The organism is Streptomyces sp. NPDC048637, from assembly GCF_040650675.1.
Taxonomy (GTDB): Bacteria; Actinomycetota; Actinomycetes; order Streptomycetales; family Streptomycetaceae; genus Streptomyces.
Map to the genome: position 1 here is coordinate 53,121 of NZ_JBEZHQ010000041.1, position 19,698 is coordinate 72,818.

15 protein-coding genes, 1 tRNA gene and 1 riboswitch are annotated in these 19,698 nt (G+C 71.0%); of the genes, 3 read left to right on the forward strand and 13 right to left on the reverse strand.

Annotated features, from left to right (window positions below; genetic code table 11):
- Positions 1-80: 80 nt before the first annotated feature.
- Positions 81-162: transfer RNA gene (locus AB0C46_RS33990), tRNA-Leu, on the reverse strand.
- A 495-nt stretch (positions 163-657) separates the two neighbouring features.
- On the opposite strand from AB0C46_RS33990, the gene AB0C46_RS33995 reads away from it, so the two are divergent.
- Positions 658-1,440 carry an ABC transporter ATP-binding protein gene (locus AB0C46_RS33995; RefSeq protein WP_362832598.1) on the forward strand — a complete coding sequence of 261 codons (783 nt, stop codon included), beginning with the start codon at positions 658-660 and terminating at the stop codon, positions 1,438-1,440.
- Between the two features lie 49 nt (positions 1,441-1,489).
- Positions 1,490-4,033, forward strand: a complete 2,544-nt coding sequence (locus tag AB0C46_RS34000) for an ABC transporter permease (protein WP_362832600.1) — start codon at positions 1,490-1,492, stop codon at positions 4,031-4,033.
- A gap of 243 nt (positions 4,034-4,276) precedes the next feature.
- Here AB0C46_RS34000 and AB0C46_RS34005 read toward each other — a convergent pair whose 3' ends face one another.
- The 10 genes from AB0C46_RS34005 to AB0C46_RS34050 all read right to left on the reverse strand — a co-directional run bounded on the left by AB0C46_RS34005 (position 4,277) and on the right by AB0C46_RS34050 (position 16,284).
- Entirely contained in the window at positions 4,277-5,593 is a 1,317-nt protein-coding gene (locus AB0C46_RS34005) for a cyclopropane-fatty-acyl-phospholipid synthase family protein (protein WP_362832602.1), read from the reverse strand.
- Between the two features lie 199 nt (positions 5,594-5,792).
- On the reverse strand, positions 5,793-7,184 hold the full coding sequence (locus tag AB0C46_RS34010) for an NAD(P)/FAD-dependent oxidoreductase (RefSeq protein WP_362832604.1): 1,392 nt from the start codon (positions 7,182-7,184) through the stop codon (positions 5,793-5,795).
- Between the two features lie 453 nt (positions 7,185-7,637).
- Positions 7,638-8,633 carry a Ppx/GppA phosphatase family protein gene (locus AB0C46_RS34015; protein WP_362832606.1) on the reverse strand — a complete coding sequence of 332 codons (996 nt, stop codon included), beginning with the start codon at positions 8,631-8,633 and terminating at the stop codon, positions 7,638-7,640.
- Complete coding sequence (locus AB0C46_RS34020; protein WP_362832608.1) at positions 8,630-9,208, reverse strand: DUF501 domain-containing protein; 579 nt, start codon at positions 9,206-9,208, stop codon at positions 8,630-8,632. Before AB0C46_RS34020 ends, AB0C46_RS34015 begins: the two co-directional genes overlap by 4 nt.
- A 104-nt stretch (positions 9,209-9,312) precedes the next feature.
- Positions 9,313-9,765 (reverse strand): septum formation initiator family protein, encoded by a 453-nt coding sequence (locus AB0C46_RS34025; protein WP_362832610.1) that lies wholly within the window; start codon positions 9,763-9,765, stop codon positions 9,313-9,315.
- A gap of 157 nt (positions 9,766-9,922) precedes the next feature.
- Complete coding sequence (gene eno, locus AB0C46_RS34030) at positions 9,923-11,209, reverse strand: phosphopyruvate hydratase (RefSeq protein WP_235449704.1); 1,287 nt, start codon at positions 11,207-11,209, stop codon at positions 9,923-9,925.
- Between the two features lie 338 nt (positions 11,210-11,547).
- Positions 11,548-12,207 carry a transglycosylase family protein gene (locus tag AB0C46_RS34035; RefSeq protein ID WP_362832612.1) on the reverse strand — a complete coding sequence of 220 codons (660 nt, stop codon included), beginning with the start codon at positions 12,205-12,207 and terminating at the stop codon, positions 11,548-11,550.
- Between the two features lie 7 nt (positions 12,208-12,214).
- A riboswitch (cyclic di-AMP (ydaO/yuaA leader) is annotated at positions 12,215-12,426 on the reverse strand.
- A 209-nt stretch (positions 12,427-12,635) separates the two neighbouring features.
- The gene (locus tag AB0C46_RS34040) at positions 12,636-13,763 is read right to left on the reverse strand and encodes a transglycosylase family protein (RefSeq protein ID WP_362832614.1); all 1,128 of its coding nucleotides are present in this window, start codon (positions 13,761-13,763) and stop codon (positions 12,636-12,638) included.
- A 253-nt stretch (positions 13,764-14,016) separates the two neighbouring features.
- Positions 14,017-15,324, reverse strand: coding sequence for a cytochrome P450 (locus AB0C46_RS34045; protein ID WP_362832616.1), 1,308 nt, complete (start codon positions 15,322-15,324; stop codon positions 14,017-14,019).
- An 84-nt stretch (positions 15,325-15,408) separates the two neighbouring features.
- A complete protein-coding gene (locus AB0C46_RS34050) occupies positions 15,409-16,284 on the reverse strand; it encodes a LysR family transcriptional regulator (protein WP_362832618.1) in 876 nt (291 codons plus the stop codon).
- A gap of 141 nt (positions 16,285-16,425) precedes the next feature.
- Between AB0C46_RS34050 and AB0C46_RS34055 the strand changes: the two genes are divergently transcribed.
- Positions 16,426-17,721, forward strand: a complete 1,296-nt coding sequence (locus tag AB0C46_RS34055) for an MFS transporter (RefSeq protein ID WP_362832620.1) — start codon at positions 16,426-16,428, stop codon at positions 17,719-17,721.
- Positions 17,722-17,765: 44 nt separating this feature from the next.
- Here the strand turns inward: AB0C46_RS34055 and AB0C46_RS34060 are convergent, their stop codons facing one another.
- Together AB0C46_RS34060 and AB0C46_RS34065 are read right to left on the reverse strand one after the other, a co-directional pair.
- On the reverse strand, positions 17,766-18,779 hold the full coding sequence (locus AB0C46_RS34060; RefSeq protein ID WP_362832622.1) for a nucleoside triphosphate pyrophosphohydrolase: 1,014 nt from the start codon (positions 18,777-18,779) through the stop codon (positions 17,766-17,768).
- A gap of 206 nt (positions 18,780-18,985) precedes the next feature.
- Positions 18,986-19,624: a SurA N-terminal domain-containing protein gene (locus AB0C46_RS34065; protein WP_362832624.1), complete on the reverse strand. Its 639-nt coding sequence runs from the start codon at positions 19,622-19,624 to the stop codon at positions 18,986-18,988.
- Between the last annotated feature and the right edge of the window lie 74 nt (positions 19,625-19,698).

Here is a 19,698-nt window from a genome sequence, read left to right on the forward strand (position 1 = left end):
TCACAATGCGAGAAGGGCCGCCGGACTTTCCCCGCGGCCCTTCTCGTTGAAAATTCAGTTAAGCTCCGCTGCGTGCGGAGTGCCCGGAGCCGGACTTGAACCGGCACGGCCCGTAGGCCAGCGAGGTTTAAGCTCGCCGTGTCTGCATTCCACCATCCGGGCCTGGGGTCCCCCATGCCACCTCAAAGAGGGCAGCACGAGCGTAGCCCGCAGCGCACCACGCAGATCGGCCGCTCTTCCCGAGGTTGTCTTATTTTATTGGCAACTGAGTGAGCATCAGCGCCCGGTACAGGCCTTCGGCACATGCCTGAAGGCCCCCTTCGCCAGGAAGCCCCCGGGGCATTTTCATGCCCGAATTGACGGAAACTCGACGCCTCGTCTGTGTGACCGTCACCCCCCACCGGGCCGCCCGCCCGGCCGCCGCGCGTACGGCAGCTGCATCAGGCGTCGGGTCCTCCCCAGGGATGAGGGGCGAACCGCTGCTACGACCCAGGTGTGGTCGAGGACGGGCACAGGGGTTGACGTCCGCGCCCCGTTCCCTGGCTCACGATGGGAATGCCCGCTTCCGTTCGCGGCCCAAGCCCTCCCGTGCACGACCCCGAACTCTCTTGGCCGCGGCAGATCTGATGCCCCCTCGTCCGACAGGAGCCTCCTCCCGTGAGCACCACCCACTCCGGCGTCGCCACCGCCACCCGCGCCACCGCAGCGGCCGCCCGCGCCACAGGCCTCACCAAGGTCTACGGACAGGGCGAGACCCAGGTGGTCGCCCTGGACGCGGTCTCCGTCGACTTCCGGCAGGCCGAGTTCACCGCGATCATGGGCCCCTCCGGGTCCGGCAAGTCGACGCTGATGCACTGCATGGCCGGGCTGGACTCGATCTCCCGCGGCTCCGCCCTGATCGGCGATACCGAGCTGACCGGGCTGAAGGACAAGAAGCTCACCCAACTCCGGCGCGACAAGATCGGCTTCATCTTCCAGGCGTTCAACCTGCTGCCGACCCTGACCGCCCTGGAGAACATCACCCTGCCCATGGACATCGCGGGCCGTAAGCCCGACCGCGCCTGGCTGGACCGCGTCGTACAGACCGTCGGCCTGTCCGGCCGCCTCAAGCACCGCCCCGGCCAGCTCTCCGGCGGCCAGCAGCAACGGGTCGCGGTCGCCCGCGCGCTCGCCTCCCGGCCCGAGATCATCTTCGCCGACGAGCCCACCGGAAACCTCGACTCGCGCTCCGGCGCCGAGGTCCTCGGCTTTCTGCGCAACTCCGTGCGCGAACTGGGCCAGACCGTGGTGATGGTGACCCACGACCCGGTCGCCGCCAGCTACGCGGACCGCGTGGTCTTCCTCGCCGACGGCCGGATCGTCGACGACATGCCCGACCCGACCTCCGACCGGGTGCTGGAGCGCATGAAGGGCTTCGACGCCAAGCACCGCACGAGCTGATCAGCGGCAGCCGCCACCCGTACTCCGGATCTCTCCTCAGGACCCCCTTATGTTCCGTACCGCCTTGCGCAATGTGCTTGCGCACAAGGCCCGGCTGCTGATGACCGCTCTCGCCGTGATGCTCGGCGTGGCCTTCGTCTCCGGCACCCTGGTCTTCACCTCGACCGTCTCCGAAGCGCTCCAGGCCAGCTCGCAAAAGGGCTACGACAACGTCGACGTCGCCATCCAGCCGGGCTCCTCCGACAGCGCCCCCGGTTCGCCCGGCGCGACCGCGCAGCTCGACCAGAAGCTGATCGACAAGACCTCCCAGGTGCCCGGCGCCGCCTCCGTCACCGGCACCGTCTCCGGCTTCACCGCCATCGCCGACAAGAAGGGCGAGCTGATCGGCGACGGCATGTCCGCCCGCGGCGGCAACTACTTCTCCGGCACGAACGGCATGGACTCCCGCTACCCGATGCGGGACGGCAGCCCCCCGAAGGGCCCGCAGGAGTTCGCACTGGACGCGCACTCCGCGGACAAGGCCGGCTACAAGGTCGGTGACACCGTCCGGATCTCCGTCGATGGACCGGTCCGTGAGCAGAAGCTGACCGGCATCTTCAGCACCGACGACGGCGCGGTCACGGCCGGCGGCAGCCTCGCGCTGTTCGACACCCGGACCGCCCAGAAGCTGTTCGCCACGCCCGGCGCCTTCAACGAGATCTACGTCAAGGCCGCCGCGGGCACCTCCCAGACGGCCCTGAAGAGCGCGATCGACAAGGTACTGCCCAAGGGCACCGCCGAGGCCACCACCGGCAAGACGCTCGCCGACGACCAGGCCGAGGCGATCGCCAAGAGCACGGACGGTATGAAGTCCGTCCTGCTCGTCTTCGCCGGCATCTCGCTCTTCGTCGGCGTCTTCCTCATCGTCAACACCTTCACCATGCTGGTGGCCCAGCGCACCAAGGAGCTGGCGCTGCTGCGGGCGGTCGGCGCAAGCCGACGCCAGGTCACCCGCTCGGTGCTGATCGAGGCATTCGTGGTCGGTGCGATCGCCGGCGCGGCGGGCCTGGTGGCCGGTATCGGCATCGGCGCGGGACTGCGCGCGCTGACGAGCAGCACCGGCGGGAACATACCCGACGGCCCGCTGGTCGTCTCGCTCTCCACGGTCCTGGTCGCGCTGTTCGTGGGCACCGTGGTGACGGTGCTGGCCGCCTGGCTGCCGGGCCGGCGCGCCGCGAAGATCCCGCCGATCGCCGCGATGAACAGCGTGCACGCCGCCGCCACCACCAAGTCGCTGGTGGTCCGTAACACCATCGGGGCGCTCTTCGCGGGCGCCGGTACAGCCGGCGTACTGACCGCCACCGGCATGGACGACGGCAGGCTCATGATGGGCGCCGGGGCGGTGCTGCTGCTGATCGGCGTGTTCATTCTGACGCCGCTGCTGTCCCGCCCGCTGATTGCGCTGGCCGCGCCCGTACTGCGCGGCTTCGGGATCGCCGGCACCCTCGCCCGGCAGAACGCGGTCCGCAATCCGCGCCGTACGGCCGCCACGGCCTCCGCGCTGATGATCGGGATGACCCTGATCACCGGCCTGACGGTGATCGCGGGCAGTGTGCAGAAGGGCGTCGGCAAGATGGCCACCGACTCGCTCAAGGCCGACTATGTCGTCTCCATGGCCACCCAGACGCCCCTCTCCCCCGACGTGGCGAAGAAGCTCAGCAGTCTGGACGAGGTCACCGCGGTCAGCCCGCTGCGCGAGTCCGCATCCGGGCGGCCCGGCGACGCCCCCGGCAGCGGGAACCTGACCGGCGTCAACGGCAAGGACTTCGCCAAGCTCACCCACCTCAAGTTCACCAAGGGCTCACTGGGCGAACTGCACGGCAACCAGGTCGTGGTCAACGAGATGATCGCCGAGCACAGGGGACTGCAGCCCGGTTCGCAATTCACGCAGACGTTTGAGGACGGCAAGAAGGTCACGCTGACCGTCTCAGGTGTCTACCAGAGCAACGCGATGATCAACGGCATCCTCCTGGACAACGCCACCCTGGCACCGCATCAGCAGCAGGTCGCCGATAAACAGGTGCTGGTCAAGACCAAGGACGGCGCCACCGACGCCGCCAAGGACTCGCTGGTCAAGGCGCTCGGCAAGAATCCGGCCCTGACCGTCGCCGACAAGAAGGACGTCTCCGACGACGTCGCCCACGTGTTCAACATGATGCTGAACATCCTCTACGGCCTGCTGGCCATGGCCGTGATCGTCGCGGTGCTCGGCGTCATCAACACCCTGGCGATGTCGGTCTTCGAACGCTCCCAGGAGATCGGCATGCTGCGTGCCATCGGCCTGGACCGGCACGGCATCAAGCGCATGGTGCGGCTGGAATCGCTGGTGATCTCGCTCTTCGGCGGGGTGCTCGGCATCGGCCTGGGCGTGTTCTTCGGCTGGGCGGCCGGTGAGCTGATCGCCAACTTCCTGACGACCTACGAGCTGGTGCTGCCGTGGGGCCGGATGGGTATCTTCTTCGCCCTGGCGGCGGTGGTCGGTGTGCTGGCGGCCCTGTGGCCGGCGCGCAGGGCCGCCAGGCTGAACATGCTGGCCGCCATCAAGGCCGACTAGCGCCCGGTTCCGACTGCCTCGGCGGTCGCCTCCACGGCCGCCTCTCCGCCCCCGCCCCCACCCCCCGCCACCGGCCCTCCCCCCTTCGGGGGGAGGGCCGGTGGGGGCGGGGGAGGGTGTGTGGGTGGGGTGGGGGGCCGCCTCAGCCGAACCAGCGCCCTTCCCACACGGGGCGCCTCAGCCGAACCAGCCCCCTCCCACACAGGGCGCCTCAGCCGAACCAGCCCTCCCCCACGAGCCGCCTCAGCCGGACCAGACCCGTTCCCGCAGCGCCGTCCCGGACGCACCGCCCTCCGGCGTCCGGACCGCCAGCACCTGGTTGACTCCTATCCGGTTCCGCTCGAAGGACAGGGCCGACGCGGCCATGTAGAGCCGCCACACCCGGGCCCGGCCCGTGGAGGTGAGCCGGGCCGCCTCGTCCCAGTGCCGCTCCAGGTTGGCGACCCAGCTCCGCAGCGTCAGCGCGTAGTGCTCCCGGATCGCCTCCACGTCCCGCACCTCGAACCCGGCCTCCTCCAGCTGGCCGACGGTCCGGCCGATCGGCGCCAGCTCACCGTCCGGGAACACATACCGGTCGATGAACTCATCGACGTGGTACGCCTCCTCGTCCACGACCGGCCGCCGGGCGATCTGGTGGTTGAGCAGCCGCCCGCCGGGCTTCAGGAGGGAGTACAGGACGGCCGCGTACTCCGCGTACTGCGTCCGGCCGACATGCTCGGCCATCCCGATCGAGGAGACCGCGTCGAACGGCTCGTCCTTGATCTCGCGGTAGTCCTGCACCCGGATCTCGATCCGGTCGGCGAGACCGGCCTCGGCGATGCGCTTACGGGCGAAGGTGGCCTGCTCCTCGGAGAGGGTGATGCCGACCGCCCGTACGCCGTACTCGCGGGCGGCGTGCAGCACCATCGAGCCCCAGCCACAGCCCACGTCGAGCAGCCGCCGGCCCTCCTGGAGGCCGAGCTTGCGGCAGATCAGGTCGAGCTTGTCGCGCTGGGCGTCCTCCAAGGTGGCGGCGGTGCCCTCGCCACTCCCCCAGTAGGCGCAGGAGTAGACCATGGACGGGCCGAGCACCAGCGCGTAGAAGTCGTTGCCGACGTCGTAGTGGTGGCTGATGGCTTCCTTGTCGCGGCGCAGAGTGTGCAGCGGTCCGCGGCGGCGTCTGACCTCTTCCGCGGGCGGGACCGGCGGGACCGGGGCGCCGGCCAGGGTCAGCAGCTCCCGGGCGGCCGCGCGGATCTCCGGGCGGGCCAGGGCGCGGAGTACGGCGGCGCGCTGCGGCTTGGGGGCGTCGTCGCGCTCCCAGATCAGTCCGGCGAGCCGGTCGAGCGCTTCGTAGAGATCGCCGTCGATGTCGAGGTCACCGGCCACCCAGGCGCGGGCCAGGCCGAGTTCGCCCGGCTTGAACAGCAGCCGGCGCAGTGCCCGGCGATGGCGGATGACGAGTGTGGGTGCCCCCGGTGGGCCGGACTCGCTGCGGTCCCAGGCGCGGATGCGCACCGGAAGCGGTGCTCCCAGCACCTCCTCGGCGAGCTTGGTGAGCCGTCCAGCGGCGTCGGCCATGTCGCACACCTCCGTGTTGACGAGTCGGGCGAAGAAGATTCACCCACCACGTAAACGCCAATGGGGCGCCCGGTTAGTCCCGTTCACACGTAAGAGAACCGCACACCGTCCGCTTTTCGCCAGAGCGGACACGCCAAAGGGCGCCCGCCCCACGGATGGCGGACGCCCTTCGGGCTGGTCGGAGTAGCCGACCGGGAATTCAGGAAGCCTTGGCCTTGGTCTTGTCCCCGGCCTCGGCGGCGGTCGGCGGGGCCGGCGCCGGCTTGGCGGCCTCGTAGAACTCCTCGCGGGGGTTCTCCATGGCGCCGAGCGAGACGACCTCGCGCTTGAGGAACATCGCCAGCGTCCAGTCGGCGAAGACCCGGATCTTGCGGTTGAACGTCGGCATCGCCATGCCGTGGTACGCGCGGTGCATGTACCAGGCGAGACGGCCCTTGAGCTTGATCTTCATCTTGCCCATGACGATCATCGCGACGCCCTTGTGCAGGCCCAGACCGGCGACCGCACCCTTGTTGGCGTGGCTGTACTCCTTCTGCGGGAAGCCCCGCATACCGGAGAGCACGTTGTCGCCGAGGACCTTGGCCTGCCGCAGCGCGTGCTGGGCGTTCGGCGGGCACCAGGCGTTCTCGTTGCCGTTCTTGCGGCCGACCATGTCCGGGACCTGGGCGTTGTCGCCGGCGGCCCAGATGTAGTCGGTGCCCTGCACCTGGAGGGTGGTGCCGGTGTCGACGTGGCCGCGCGGGCCGAGCGGCAGACCGAAGCGGGCCAGCGCCGGGTTCGGCTTGACGCCCGCGGTCCACACGATGGTGTTGGAGTCGACCTCAAGGCCGTTGTTGAGCTTCACATGGCCGTCGACGCAGGAGTCCATGCCGGTCTTGAGGTAGACCTCGACACCGCGGCTCTCCAGGTGCTCCTTGCCGTAGGCGCCGAGCTTCGGGCCGACCTCGGGGAGGATCTTGTCGGCGACGTCAACCAGGAGGAAGCGCATGTCCTCGCGCTTCACGTTGTTGTAGTACTTGGCGGCGTCGCGGGCCATGTCCTCGACCTCACCGATGGTCTCCGCACCCGCGAAGCCACCGCCGACGAAGACGAAGGTCAGCGCCTTGCGGCGGACGTCCTCGTCGGTCGTGGAGTCGGCCTTGTCCAGCTGCTCCAGCACGTGGTTGCGCAGGCCGATGGCCTCTTCCACGCCCTTCATGCCGATGCCGTTCTCGGCCAGGCCGGGAATCGGGAAGGTACGGGAGACCGCGCCCATCGCGATGACGAGGTAGTCGAAGGGCAGCTCGTACGCCTCGCCGACCAGCGGGGCGATCGAGGCGACCTTGCGGTCCTGGTCGATGGTGGTGACCCGGCCGGTGAGGACCTCCGCCTTGGGCAGCACGCGTCGTAGCGGCACCACGACGTGGCGGGGGGAGATGCTGCCGGCTGCAGCTTCGGGAAGGAAGGGCTGGTACGTCATGTACGAGCGCGGGTCGACGACCGTGACAGTCGCCTCGCCGTACCGCATCTGCTTGAGGATGCGGCGTGCCGCGTACAGGCCTACGTACCCACCGCCTACAACGAGGATCCTGGGACGCTCCGTGGTGCTCATGCAATCGAGTATCCACCCCCACATGGGGGGTCGCTCGTGAGCCCCTTCACAAGCACGCGGGGGGCATCTGCTACACTCCGCCGGCTCCGTGACCGACGCCATAGTCCAATCCGGAACCACTGTATGGCGCGAGGCGTTGGAGACCCCTGTTGATCAGGGATTGTCGGCCGTCGGACGGCTGAACCACTGCCTCTGCGAGCACGTCGCCGACGCACCGGCCACCGCGCATTCTCCGGGTCTGGGGGTCCTAGGACCTTCGAATGAGGGTCAGACGATCAGATTGTTCGTCCAACGGGAGGCTTTTTCATGTGAAGGATTTCACGAACTTTCTTCGCGGACCCGTCCCCGAGACCTGCCGAAGCCCCCTGAAGGCCGCTCGGACGGACGTCCCACCCGCTCAAAAAGCCAGTCGGCAGAGGCCGTTGCCGACCTCTGCCGCACGCTTGTCACTTCTCAGCCGGCGAGGCTCCAGGCAATGCCGTCCAGGATGTCGTGCTCGCTGACGACGACCTCCCCGGCGCCCACCCGCTCCATGATCGACAGCAGCACGAGCGCGCCCGCGGCGATCACATCGACCCGGCCCGGGTGCATCACGGGGATGGCCGCACGCTCGGCGTGGGTGGAGGACAGCAGACGGTCGGTGATCTCGCGGACCTTCGCCAGGGGGATCCGGGAGTGGTGAATGGCCTCGGAGTCGTACTGGCCGAGGCCCAGCGCGATCGCGGCGACCGTGGTCACCGAGCCGGCCAGGCCCACCAGGGTGGCCGCCTCGCGCAGCGGGACGGTCTCCTCGGCCCGGTCCAGCGCCGCGGCGACATCGGCCTTTATGGCGGCGATCTGCCCGGGGGTGGGCGGGTCGATGAGAGGGGCGTGCGGAGCACTCATGGCGGGGCGGTGGCCGGGAGACGGGTGGGCCTCGCCCTCGTGCAGCAGATGCCGCTCGGTCATCCGTACGCAGCCGACGTCGACCGAGCGGGCGGCGCGCACCGATCCGGAGCCGAGCACGAACTCGGTCGAGCCGCCGCCGATGTCGACCACCAGGAACGGCCGCTCCAGATCGGCGCGGGCGGTGAGCTCCTTGGTGGCGCCGTTGAAGGAGAACTCGGCCTCCTGGTCGCCGGTGATCACCTCCGGCTCCACCCCCAGGATGTCGACCACGCCGCGGACGAAGTCGTCGCGGTTCTCCGCGTCCCGGGAGGCGGAGGTCGCCACGAAGCGGACCTGCTCGGCGCCCAGGCCCTTGATCACCGCGGCGTACTCCCGGCAGGCCGCGAAGGTGCGCTCCAGCGCCTCGGGCGCCAGCCGCCCGGTGCGGTCCACGCCCTGGCCCAGCCGGACGATCTGCATCCGGCGGTCGAGGTCCTTCAGTTCACCCGTCGCCGGGTCGGCGTCCGCGACCAGCAGCCGGATGGAGTTCGTACCGCAGTCGATGGCGGCGACCCGCTTCACTTGGCGTCTCCTTCGGGAGCGTCCTGGGCCCCGGGAACGTCCGGGCCCCCGGCGGCGTCCTGACACGGGGTCACGCACGGCCCCTTCTTCCACCACTCCGGCAGCATCGCGAGGGCCTCGTCACCGAGCGGGTTGACGCCCGGCCCGGCCGCCAGCGAATGGCCGACGAGGACGTGCAGGCACTTGACCCGGTCGGGCATACCGCCCGCGCTCGGGAAGCCCTGCAGCACCTCGATGGCGTCCCGCCGCCGGATGTAGTCCTCGTGGGCCGCCCGGTAGGCGGCGGCAAGCTCCGGGTCGGCCGCCAGCCGCTCGCTCATCTCCTTCATCACGCCGTTGGCCTCCAGCGTGCCGATCGCGGAGGCCGCGCGCGGGCAGGTGAGGTAGTAGAGCGTGGGGAAGGGCGTGCCGTCCTCCAGGCGCGGCGCCGTCTCGACGACATCCGGCTGCCCGCAGGGGCAGCGGTGCGCGATGGCGCGCAGCCCGCGGGGCGGGCGGCCGAGCTGCTCCTTGAAGGCGGCGATGTCCGCGGCGGTGGGCTCGGTGGGCTCGGTCTGGGGCGGGGGGGTGTCCATGTGCGCTTTCGGTGAGGTGAGTGGTGTGGAGGGGGCGGTGCGGCGCTGCGGGCCGTCCGCTGTCGACAGTACGGGCTGCCGCCCGTCGGCGGTACGGGCCGGCGTCACCGCTTGTCGGCGGCGTCGACGGCGTCCCACAGATTCTCGTACCAGGGGGGCTGCGCCGCCTTCGCCGCCTTGGGTGCGGAGCCGGTGCCGGAGCCGTCCGGGACGATGTATCCGGCCTCGCCCGGCATGACGTAGTGCAGATGCCGGCGGGCCTGCTGGCGTACGTACGCCGGGTCCTGCCAGCGGGCCTTCTGCTCGCGCAGCCGGTCCAGGGCGGCGCCGGCCTCCTGGGCCTTGCGGCGCTGGTCGGCGATGTCCGACCGCTGGGAGACGTACTGCCTTATGGGATACGCGAGGGCGACGACCAGGGAACACATCACCAGGGCCAGCAGGGCGGCACGGCCGGTGAGGCGGTTGCGGCGGGGCGGGCGGGCGCGGTAGACGCGGGCGGCGGCCTGCTCGCCGAGCGCCTTGAGTCGGGTCGCGGTCGAGAACCGGTCCGCGGGCACGTCGTCTCCCCTTCACTGACGGACGCCTGACTGCTTCAAGCAGGTACGTCCCCGGCAACGGTACGGGACCGTCGCCGGGGACGTACGGGGTGCCGGGCGATTACCTCGCCCGTTCAGCCCCTGCTGCCGTGTCCGGCCTGGCAGCGGGCCGCCTTCGTCAGCTGCCGTGGCGGAAGCGCGGGAAGGCGGAGCGGCCGGCGTAGACCGCGGCGTCGTCGAGGATCTCCTCGATGCGCAGCAGCTGGTTGTACTTGGCGACGCGCTCGGAGCGGGCCGGGGCGCCGGTCTTGATCTGGCCGCAGTTGGTGGCGACGGCGAGGTCGGCGATGGTGACGTCCTCGGTCTCACCGGAGCGGTGCGACATCATGCACTTGAAGCCGTTGCGCTGGGCCAGCTCGACGGCGTCCAGGGTCTCGGTCAGCGAGCCGATCTGGTTGACCTTCACCAGCAGCGCGTTGGCGGAGCCCTCCTCGATGCCGCGGGCGAGGCGCTCGGGGTTGGTGACGAACAGGTCGTCGCCGACGAGCTGGACCTTGGCGCCGAGCTTGTCGGTGATGACCTTCCAGCCGGCCCAGTCGTCCTCGAACAGCGGGTCCTCGATGGAGACCAGCGGGTAGGCCGCCACGAGCTCCTCGTAGTACTCGGTCATCTCGGCGGCCGAGCGGTCCTTGCCCTCGAACTGGTACTTGCCGTCCTTGTAGAACTCGGAGGCGGCGACGTCCAGCGCCAGCGCGATGTCCTGGCCGGGGGCGTAACCGGCCTGCTTGACGGCCTCCAGGATGAGGTCGAGGGCCTCACGGTTGGAGCCCAGGTTCGGGGCGAAGCCACCCTCGTCACCGAGACCGGTGGACAGGCCGCGCTCCTTCAGGACCTTCTTGAGGGTGTGGTAGACCTCGGCGCCCCAGCGCAGCGCCTCGGAGAAGGACTCCGCGCCGATCGGGGCGATCATGAATTCCTGGATGTCCACGTTGGAGTCGGCGTGCGAGCCGCCGTTCAGGATGTTCATCATCGGGACGGGCAGCACGTGCGCGTTCGGGCCGCCGAGGTAGCGGAACAGCGGAAGGTCGCTGGCCTCGGAGGCGGCGTGCGCGACGGCGAGGGAGACGCCGAGGATGGCGTTGGCGCCGAGCGACCCCTTGTTGTCGGTGGCGTCCAGGTCGAACATCGCCTGGTCGATCAGCCGCTGCTCGGTCGCGTCGTAGCCGACGAGCTCCGGGCCGATCTGCTCGATGACGGCCAGGACGGCCTTCTCCACGCCCTTGCCGAGGTAGCGGTTCGGGTCGCCGTCGCGGAGCTCGATGGCCTCGAAAGCGCCGGTGGAGGCACCGGACGGCACGGCGGCACGGCCGGTGCTGCCGTCGTCGAGGCCGACCTCGACCTCGACCGTGGGATTACCTCGCGAGTCGAGAATTTCGCGGGCTACGACGACGTCGATCGACGGCACGTTGTCTCCTTCGTGGGTGTCTGGAGTCTGCAGCATGAGCCTAACGGCCCCGGGCGCGTCCGCCTGCCCTTGGCCCGCTCCGTGGGACGGAAGGCCCCCGAAAACCTGCCCAAAGGCCTAGTTCGCGGGACGTTTGGCGGATTGTTCGCCGAACGGGAAAAGTCGCGGAACGGCGCCGGTCAGCGGCCTGCCGCCGGCCGGGGAGCCCCGCGTGCGGTCCGCGACACGAGAAGCCCCGCCACGGCGCGCTGGGGGGAAGGGCGCGCCGTGACGGGGCGGTCTCACGGAGGAAGGGGGCCCGCCGCTCGGGCCCGCTGGAGCCCCGGTGAGAGAGCGGCTCAGACGGTGAGCTGCTGACCGGGGATGATCAGGTTCGGGTTGCCGCCGATGACCGACTTGTTGGCCTTGTAGACGGACTTCCAGTCGGTGCCGTGGGCCTTGGCGATCTTGGCGAGGGTGTCGCCCTGCTTGACGGTGTAGTTGCCGTCGCCGGTGGACTTGCGCTCGGCGGACCGCGAGGCACGGTCTTCGGAGGCGGACGGGGCCTTCTTGGCCTCGGGCTTGGCGGACTCCTGCTTCGGCGCGGACTTGGTCTGCGCGGAGGTGTCGACGTCGGCGGCGGGGCCGCCGGCGGTCAGGTTGCCCGCACCGGCGCAGGCCCAGGCGCCCGGGCCCTGGAGGGCGAGGAGCTTCTCGGCGGCGGCTATCTGCTGGGCCTTGGTGGCCTGGTCGGCGCGCGGCGCGTACTTGGTGCCACCGGCGGCGTCCCAGCTGGAGTTGGAGAACTGCAGGCCACCGTAGTAGCCGTTACCGGTGTTGATCGACCAGTTGCCGCCGGACTCGCACTGGGCGACCTTGTCCCAGGTGGCGACGGAGGCGGCGGAGGCGGAAGTGGCGCCCATCAGCGGAACGGCCACGGCGGCACCGGCGACACCGGCGAGGGTGGCGACGCGGACGGCCTTGGAGGGACGACGGTGCTTGCCCTTGAAGATCAGCATGGTTCGTTCGTTTCCTCACCGACGCCTACGAGGTGAGCTGTCGGGTTCGGACTGATGAGTCGCCCGGCCGTGTGCGCATGGCGCACGTGGCTTCACCCCAAGCCGGTTGACCCGCTTTCACGGGTGGGGCCGGCACGTACCTTGGGTCCCCCGCTCCTGCCTTCGGCGCTTGCGCGTCAAGTGCCTTCGATCACCGGCAGGATTCGGCGTGTGATCGAGGGGCCCGCTTTGGCGAGCGATCCTGACGTTAAGCAGTAATCCCCTTGGGGTTCAAACCCCACCATCTGGACCAAGTTGACCGTCTTTGATCACGGGTTGGTTACATATCCGCAGGTGGGGCCCGGTATGCCGGGGATGCGCAGACCGGGACCCACCGAAGTCAACGAGAGCCTTGTCTCACTTTCCCAAAAGAGGGCGAAAGTGGCGAACTACCCTGCGTCTCGCCCGAGATCGAGCTGCTGGCCGGGCTGGATCAGGTCCGCGTCGGAGCCGATGACGCCCTCGTTGCGGTCGTAGAGCGCGTGCCACCCACCGGACAGCCGGTGGGCCGTGGCGATGGCTGACAGGCTGTCACCCGGGCGCACCGTGTAGTCGCCGTCGGCCGCCGGGCCCGTGCGGTGCGCGTCGTCGCCCCGCGAGGCGTGCCGGCCGCCGGCGGACCTGCCGCCGTCACGGTCACCGGCGTCCTCGTCGCCCGCATCGCCGCGGTGCTTGCCCTTGGCAGGCACCTCGCGCGGGGTGCCGGTGCTGTCCGTACGGCTGCCGTCCCCGGACGGGTCCGCGGACGGGTCGTCGGACGGGTCCGTGGAGGGCTCGTCGGACGGGTCGGCGGAGGAGTCGCCGGACGGGTCCGTGGAGGAGTCACCGGACGGGTCGGCGGACTGCGACGGGTCGTCGTCCCGGTCGCCGGGCGTCGCCGGGTCGGACGGCTCCGGGCTCGTGGACGAGTCGCCGGGCCCGGCGGAGTCCGAGGCGTCGGGCGAGGGCGTCGCGTCGGACGGCGGACCGCTCGACTCGTCGCTGGGCTCGTCGCTCGGCTTGTCGTTCCTCCCGGCGGTGTCCCCACCGTCGTGGGCGTCGGACGAACCGGGGGTGTCCCAGGGGTCGAGGGAGCCCTCGGAGTCCGACGGGGCGGGCTCCGGCGTGCTGGTGCTGCCCGGGTCGACCTCCGGGGCCTGGCCGTCGCCGGTCAGCCCCGCGTTCACCGCGCAGCTCGGCCAGGCGTCCGGCCCGCGGTCGCCGAGGATCGACTCGGCCACGGCGATCTGCTGGGAGCGACTGGCGTAGTCGGGCCGTGAGGCGTAGGCGGAGCCGCCGTAGTTGTCCCACATCTCCTGGGTCAGCTGGAGGCCGCCGTAGTAGCCGTTGCCCGACGCCGCGCTCCACACGCCGCCGCTCTCACACTGGGCGACCTTGTCCCAGGTCGCGGTGTCGGCGGCGTGTGCACCGCTCGCACCGAGCAGTGGCAGGGCGATGCCCGCGCCGGTCACGCCTGCCGTGACAAAGATGGCCGGTGCCTGACGGGGGCGACGATGTCGGCCGTTCCCGGAACGCATGCGGATGCCTTTCGCGCGGCGGTTGAGTTATCGACGAGCTCTTCGAGCTGCTCGACGGGGCCTCCGGCCGGCCGACGCACGCGAGCGGCACCGTTACACCGGTCCCCCACATCACCGCTTCGACCGATCGAGTGAAGCCTGTCGATCGTCGGTCGAAAGGTAGCCGGGGTCCCGGGTAGTCACAAGTCGGTGTAGTGCGGATCACGTAAAGGTCACGCGGTTGACTCTGCGTCACATTTGGCCTTGTCGCTGGTCAGGGCCGCTCCGGGGTGAACTCCACCGGAAGTGAACGCAGTCCGCGCATGATGAGCCCGCCGCGCCAGCGCAAATCGTCAGGTTCCGCCGCAAGCCGGATGTCCGGGAGCCGGGTCAGCAGCGTCGCCAGCGCGGACTGTCCTTCGAGCCGGGCGAGCGGCGCACCCAGGCAGTAGTGGATGCCGTGCCCGTATCCCAGATGCTGGTTGTCACGCCGGGTCAGATCGAGCACATCCGGCTCGGCGAAGCGCGCCGGATCGCGGTCGGCGGCGGCCAGCACCACCAGGACCGGGTCCCCCTCGGCGATCCGCTGTCCGCCGAGCGTCAGCTCCTGGGTCGCGAACCGCCAGGTCGCCAGCTCCACGGGGCCGTCGTAGCGGAGCAGTTCCTCAAGGCCGGTGGTGAGCAGCTCGGTGTCGCCCGCCTCGATCGACTTCTGCAGCAGCTCACGCTGGGCGGGGTGGCGCAGCAGCGCATAGGTGCCGTTGCCGATGAGGTTGACGGTGGTCTCGAAGCCCGCGAAGAGCAGGATGAAGGCCATTGCGGCGGCCTCGTTCTCGGTCAGATGCTCACCGTGGTCGGAGGCCCTGATCAGGGCGGAGATCAGATCCTCGTCGTCCTCGGCGGTGTCGCCCAGGGACTCGCGCTTGCGGTGGATCAGCTCGGCGAGATAGCCGCGCATCTTCTTCACGGAGCGGGCGACGCCGCCGCGTGGTCCCCCGCCGTGGCGGATCATCATGCCCGCCCAGTCCCGGAAGTCGTCCTGGTCCTCGCGCGGCACCCCCAGCAGATCGCAGATCGCGTAGATCGGCAGCGGAAAGGCGAACTCGTGGATGAGGTCGGCCTCGCCCTTCGCCGCGAACTGGTCGATGAGGTGGTCGGTCAGCTCCTGGACCCGCGGGGCGAAGGCGGCGACCCGGCGCGGGGTGAACGCCTTCGAGACCAGCCGGCGCAGCCGGGTGTGGTCCGGCGGATCGATGTTGAGCAGATGCGTCATCAGGTTGGCGCTGCGCTCACCCGGGATGCCGACCTTGCCCTTGCCGTGCGCGGCCTCGCTGTGGTGGACCGGGTTCTTGGACAGCCGGGCGTCGGCGAGTGCCTGCCGTGCCTCCGTGTACCGCGTCACCAGCCAGGCCTCGACACCGCTGGGCAGCTCGGTCCGGTGCACCGGCGCATGCTCGCGCAGCCAGGCGTACGCGGGGTACGGGTCGGAGGCGAACTCCCAGGTGAACAGCGCGGGGGCGGGCCCGGCGGCGGGGCAGCCCGCGGGGGCGTCGGCGGCGGTGGTGTGGGGCTTGTCGTGCACCTTCCGACCGTAACCGCTGGGCGCACAACGGCGCGCCCGCGCCCGTCGCCGGGCCGGGCCCCGCGACCCCAGGGGCGTCTCCCCCTACGCCGGATCCACCCCCAGGCCCGTCAGGAACGCCACGGCCGCCGGCGACGGGCCGAGACCGCTCCACACCACCCGCTCGGTCCGCTCGGGCGCCGGCCGCACCCGCACGATGTGCAGCCCGGCCAGCTCGGAGGCGATGGCCTCCGGCACCATGCCCACGCCCAGGCCCGCCCGCACCAGCTTCGCCAGGAACTCGACCGTGGTCACCTCGAACGCCACCTCCGAGGTCAGCCCCGCCGCACGGAACGCGTCATCGCACTGCCGGCGGGCCGCGGACCCCGCCGTGAAGTCGACAAAGGTCTCCCGCGCCATCCGCGACAGCGTGGTCCACTCCCGCCCCGCCAGCGGATGCCCCGGCGGCACGACGGCGACCAGCTCTCCGCGCGCCAGCTCCTTCTCCCGTACGCCGACGGTGCGGGCGCTCGGCACCAGCCCGACGAAGGCGACATCCAGGACGCCCTGCCGCACCTGTTCGAGAAGCTGGTCGCTCATGTCGGTCTGCAGACTGATCCGTACCTGCGGGCACCGCGTACGGAAAGCCCCCAGCTCACGGGCGAGATCCACGGCCGCGACGGTGGAGATCGCACCGACCGCGAGCCGGCCGCGCACCTCCCCGGTCGCCGCCGCCACCTCGGCGCGGGCCCGTTCGGCCGCCTCCAGCGCCTGCCGGGCCACCGGGACGAAGGCCTCGCCGGCGGCGGTCAGCCGGACACTGCGGCTGGTCCGGTCGAAGAGCCGGGCACCGAGCTCCTTCTCCAGCCGGGCGATCTGATGGCTGAGCGCGGACTGCACCACATGGCAGCGCTCGGCGGCCCGGGTGAACCCACCGGTCTCGGCCACCGCGACCACATACCGCATCTGCTGAAGCTCCATGCGCACCCACCCTAACGACCATCGATCTTTATTCGCGATGGATGCGATGACAACGATGTGTTGGACTCATTGATCGCCCGGCCCCACGCTGGGACGTGCCCGCCGCCGCGGTGGCCGTGGGCGTACAGGGGAGGTCAGGTCATGCAGACCGAGCACATACCGGAGCCGGTCGCCGGGGACGCACCGGGGACCCGGCCGGGCCTGGGCCGCGGCGCCCTGCTGCTGATGTCGGTCGCCACCGGGCTCTCCGTCGCCGGCAACTACTTCGCCCAGCCGCTGCTGGACGTCATCGGGCGCGATCTGCACCTGCCCGCGGCCACCGCCGCGCTGGTGGTGACCGTCGCCCAGGTCGGCTACGGACTGGGCCTGCTGCTCCTCGTACCGCTCGGGGATCTGCTGGAGCGGCGCCGGCTGGCCGTCACCCTGACCGCGGCGACCGCGGTCTTCCTCACCGTCACGGCGAGCGCGCCCAATGCCGCCCTGCTGCTCACCGGCACCGCCCTGACCGGCCTCACCTCGGTCGCCGCCCAGGTCGTGGTGCCGTACGCGGCGACCCTCGCGGCGCCCGCCGAGCGCGGCCGGACCGTGGGCACCGTCATGACCGGGCTGCTGCTCGGCATCCTGCTGGCCCGTACGGCCGCCGGGCTGCTCGCCGAGCTGGGCGGCTGGCGCACCGTGTACTGGGTCAACGCGGCGCTGATGCTGCTGATGGCGGTGCTGCTGCGGCTCCGGCTGCCGGCCCTGCGCACCACGGCCGGGCTGCGCTATCCGGCGCTGCTGCGCTCCACGCTGGCGCTGTTCGGCCAGGAGCCGGTGCTGCGGTGGCGGGGCGCGCTGGGCGCGCTGACCTTCGCGGGCTTCAGCGTGCTGTGGACGGCGCTGGCGTTCCTGATGTCCGGCCCGGCCTACGGCTGGCAGGAGTCGGCCATCGGGCTGCTGGGGCTGGTGGGCGCGGCCGGTTCGCTGTCCGCCTCGGTGGGCGGACGGCTGGCGGACCGCGGCCTGGCGCACCGGGTCACCGGTGCGGCGGCGTTCCTGCTGCTGGGGTCGTGGGGTCTGCTGGCCCTCGGCGGAGCGGGCAGCACCTGGTCACTGGCCGCGCTGCTCGCCGGGGTGGTCATCCTGGATCTCGCCGCGCAGGCGGTCCACGTCAGCAACCAGAACCTGGTCTACGCGGTCCGCCCCGAGGCCCGCAACCGCCTCAACTCCGCCTACATGACCAGCTACTTCGTCGGCGGCGCGGTGGGCTCGGCACTGACGTCGGTGGTCTGGGGCACGGCGGGCTGGGGCGGGGTGTGCGTGCTGGGCGCGGGGCTGGCGGCGGTTGTCGTGGGCCTGTGGGTGGCGGAGCGGATGCGGCGGCGGCCGGACGGCGGCGTCCCGGCAGACCGTGTGCCGGTGGCCGCGCCCGAGCCGGCGCCCTCGGTCACCCCTTGACCGACGGCGCCTGCTCGCCGAGAGCGCGCCTGGCGCCACCCGTACTAACCGGCACCGCCCTCGGCGGCCACCACCGCATCCCGGTAGGCCCGCGCCGCCGCACGCAGGGCGGCCTCCGGGTCAACGCCTTCCGCCTCCGCCCGCACGGCCATCGCCAGCAGTTCATAGCCGATGCCGTCGCCCTTGGGCGGGGCCACGTCCAGTCCGGCCGACCGCACCCGCGACGCCAGCTTCGCCGCAAGCGCCAGTCCCGGCTGCGCCAGCGGAATGCCCTCGGTCACCGACTCCCGCTGCTTCTCCTCCGCCTTCTTCCGCAGCCACTGCGCCCGCACCTCCTCCGGGGTGGCCACCTCCGCCTCCCCGAAGACATGGGGGTGGCGATGGAGCAGCTTCTCCACGATCGTGCCCGCCACGTCGTCGATGGAGAACGGCTCGTCCGGATCGTCCTGGGCGATCCGGGCGTGGAAGACGACCTGGAGGAGCACATCGCCCAGCTCCTCCCTCAGCTCCGCGCGGTCGCCCTCCTCGATGGCCTCGACCAGCTCATACGCCTCCTCGATGCCGTACTTGGCGAGGTCGCGGTGCGTACGGACGCTGCTCCAGGGGCATTCGGCGCGGATCTGGTCCATGACCTGGACGAGGTCGAGCAGCCGGGCGCCGGGCAGGTCGTAGGAGCCGGGCAGCAGCTCCAGGTCCGGCATGGTCTCGCGGCCGGAGCCGGCCAGCCGGGCCAGGCCGTCGGTCAGTGTGCTCTCGCCGTCCGCCGAGGTCAGGACGGCGACCGTACGGGCCCCCGGCACGCAGTAGTCGACCAGTTCGCGGGCGGCGGGGGCGGCCGTCTCCACCTCGATGCCGGCCTCCCGCAGATAGGGCAGCTGCGGGTGGTCCGGATCGGCGCTCAGCACGCGGTCGGCCGCGCGCAGGATCTGCCAGGCGGGCCAGGACAGGAGTCCGGGGGCGACCCGGTGGCTGGTGGTGAGCAGGACCAGGCGTCCGGTGCCGGTGCCCTCGGGGCGGGCTTCGGCGCCGGTGTCGGCGGCGGAGGCGTCAGCGTTCACGCCTCGAACGTAACGCACCGCACTGACACCGCCCGGCGCCGGTCGGCCCTCACCCGGACCGCACGGGCGGCCCGCCCCGCTTCCGGGCGGACCGCCTCGAACGCGCACGGCTACCGCTCACCGCTGCCGGCCACTGCAACCGGGCACCGCTTGTCGACTCCCGGCCCCGGCCCTCGGCTTCCTTCCTTGCTCCGCTGTCGGGCCTGTCAGGCCTGCTGCCTCGCAGGCTCCCCGGTGATCCACGGGTCCTTGGTCTCGCCGAGGATGACCTGCTGGTCGTCCCACTTGCCGAACCGCGGATTGACGTCGATCCCCATGGACCGGGAGGTCTTGGCCAGCGCACGGGCGAGCTTCTGCTGGCCCTCCGGCGCACGGCGGTCCGCGTGCAGATGCTCGGCGACACCGTCGAGCAGCAGCTGATTGCGGACCATGGCGTCGATCTCGTCCGGGGCCACACCCTGCTGAAGCCACATCGCCTTCAGCCGCTCACCGCCACCGGCCTGCTTCTCGGCCTGGCCCCGCCACTTCTGGATCTCGCCGCGGCTGACCGTCACCCCGGCGTCCTTCGCACCGCGCTCCAGCACCTCGTCGAAGATCATGCCGTTGAGGGTGGCCAGGCTCAGCCGCCCGGTGTTCATGATGAGCTGACCGCCCTGCGGGGACTTGGCCTGGGCGGCGCGTACGTCCTTCACCTTCGCCTGCAGCTGCGAGACGGTGATGCGCTTCCCGTCCACGACGGCCGCGGCACCGGGGTGGGCGTCGCTGCCGCACGCGGCGAGCAACGGGGTCGCGGCCAGCAGGGCGGCGGTGGCGGATACGGAGAGCGCTGTCCTTCGGCGGAACACATGGCCTCCCGGCAGATCGTGCGACGGAGTCTCGACCTTGATTGATCGATGCTATGGAGTCGGCGTGGCCCAGG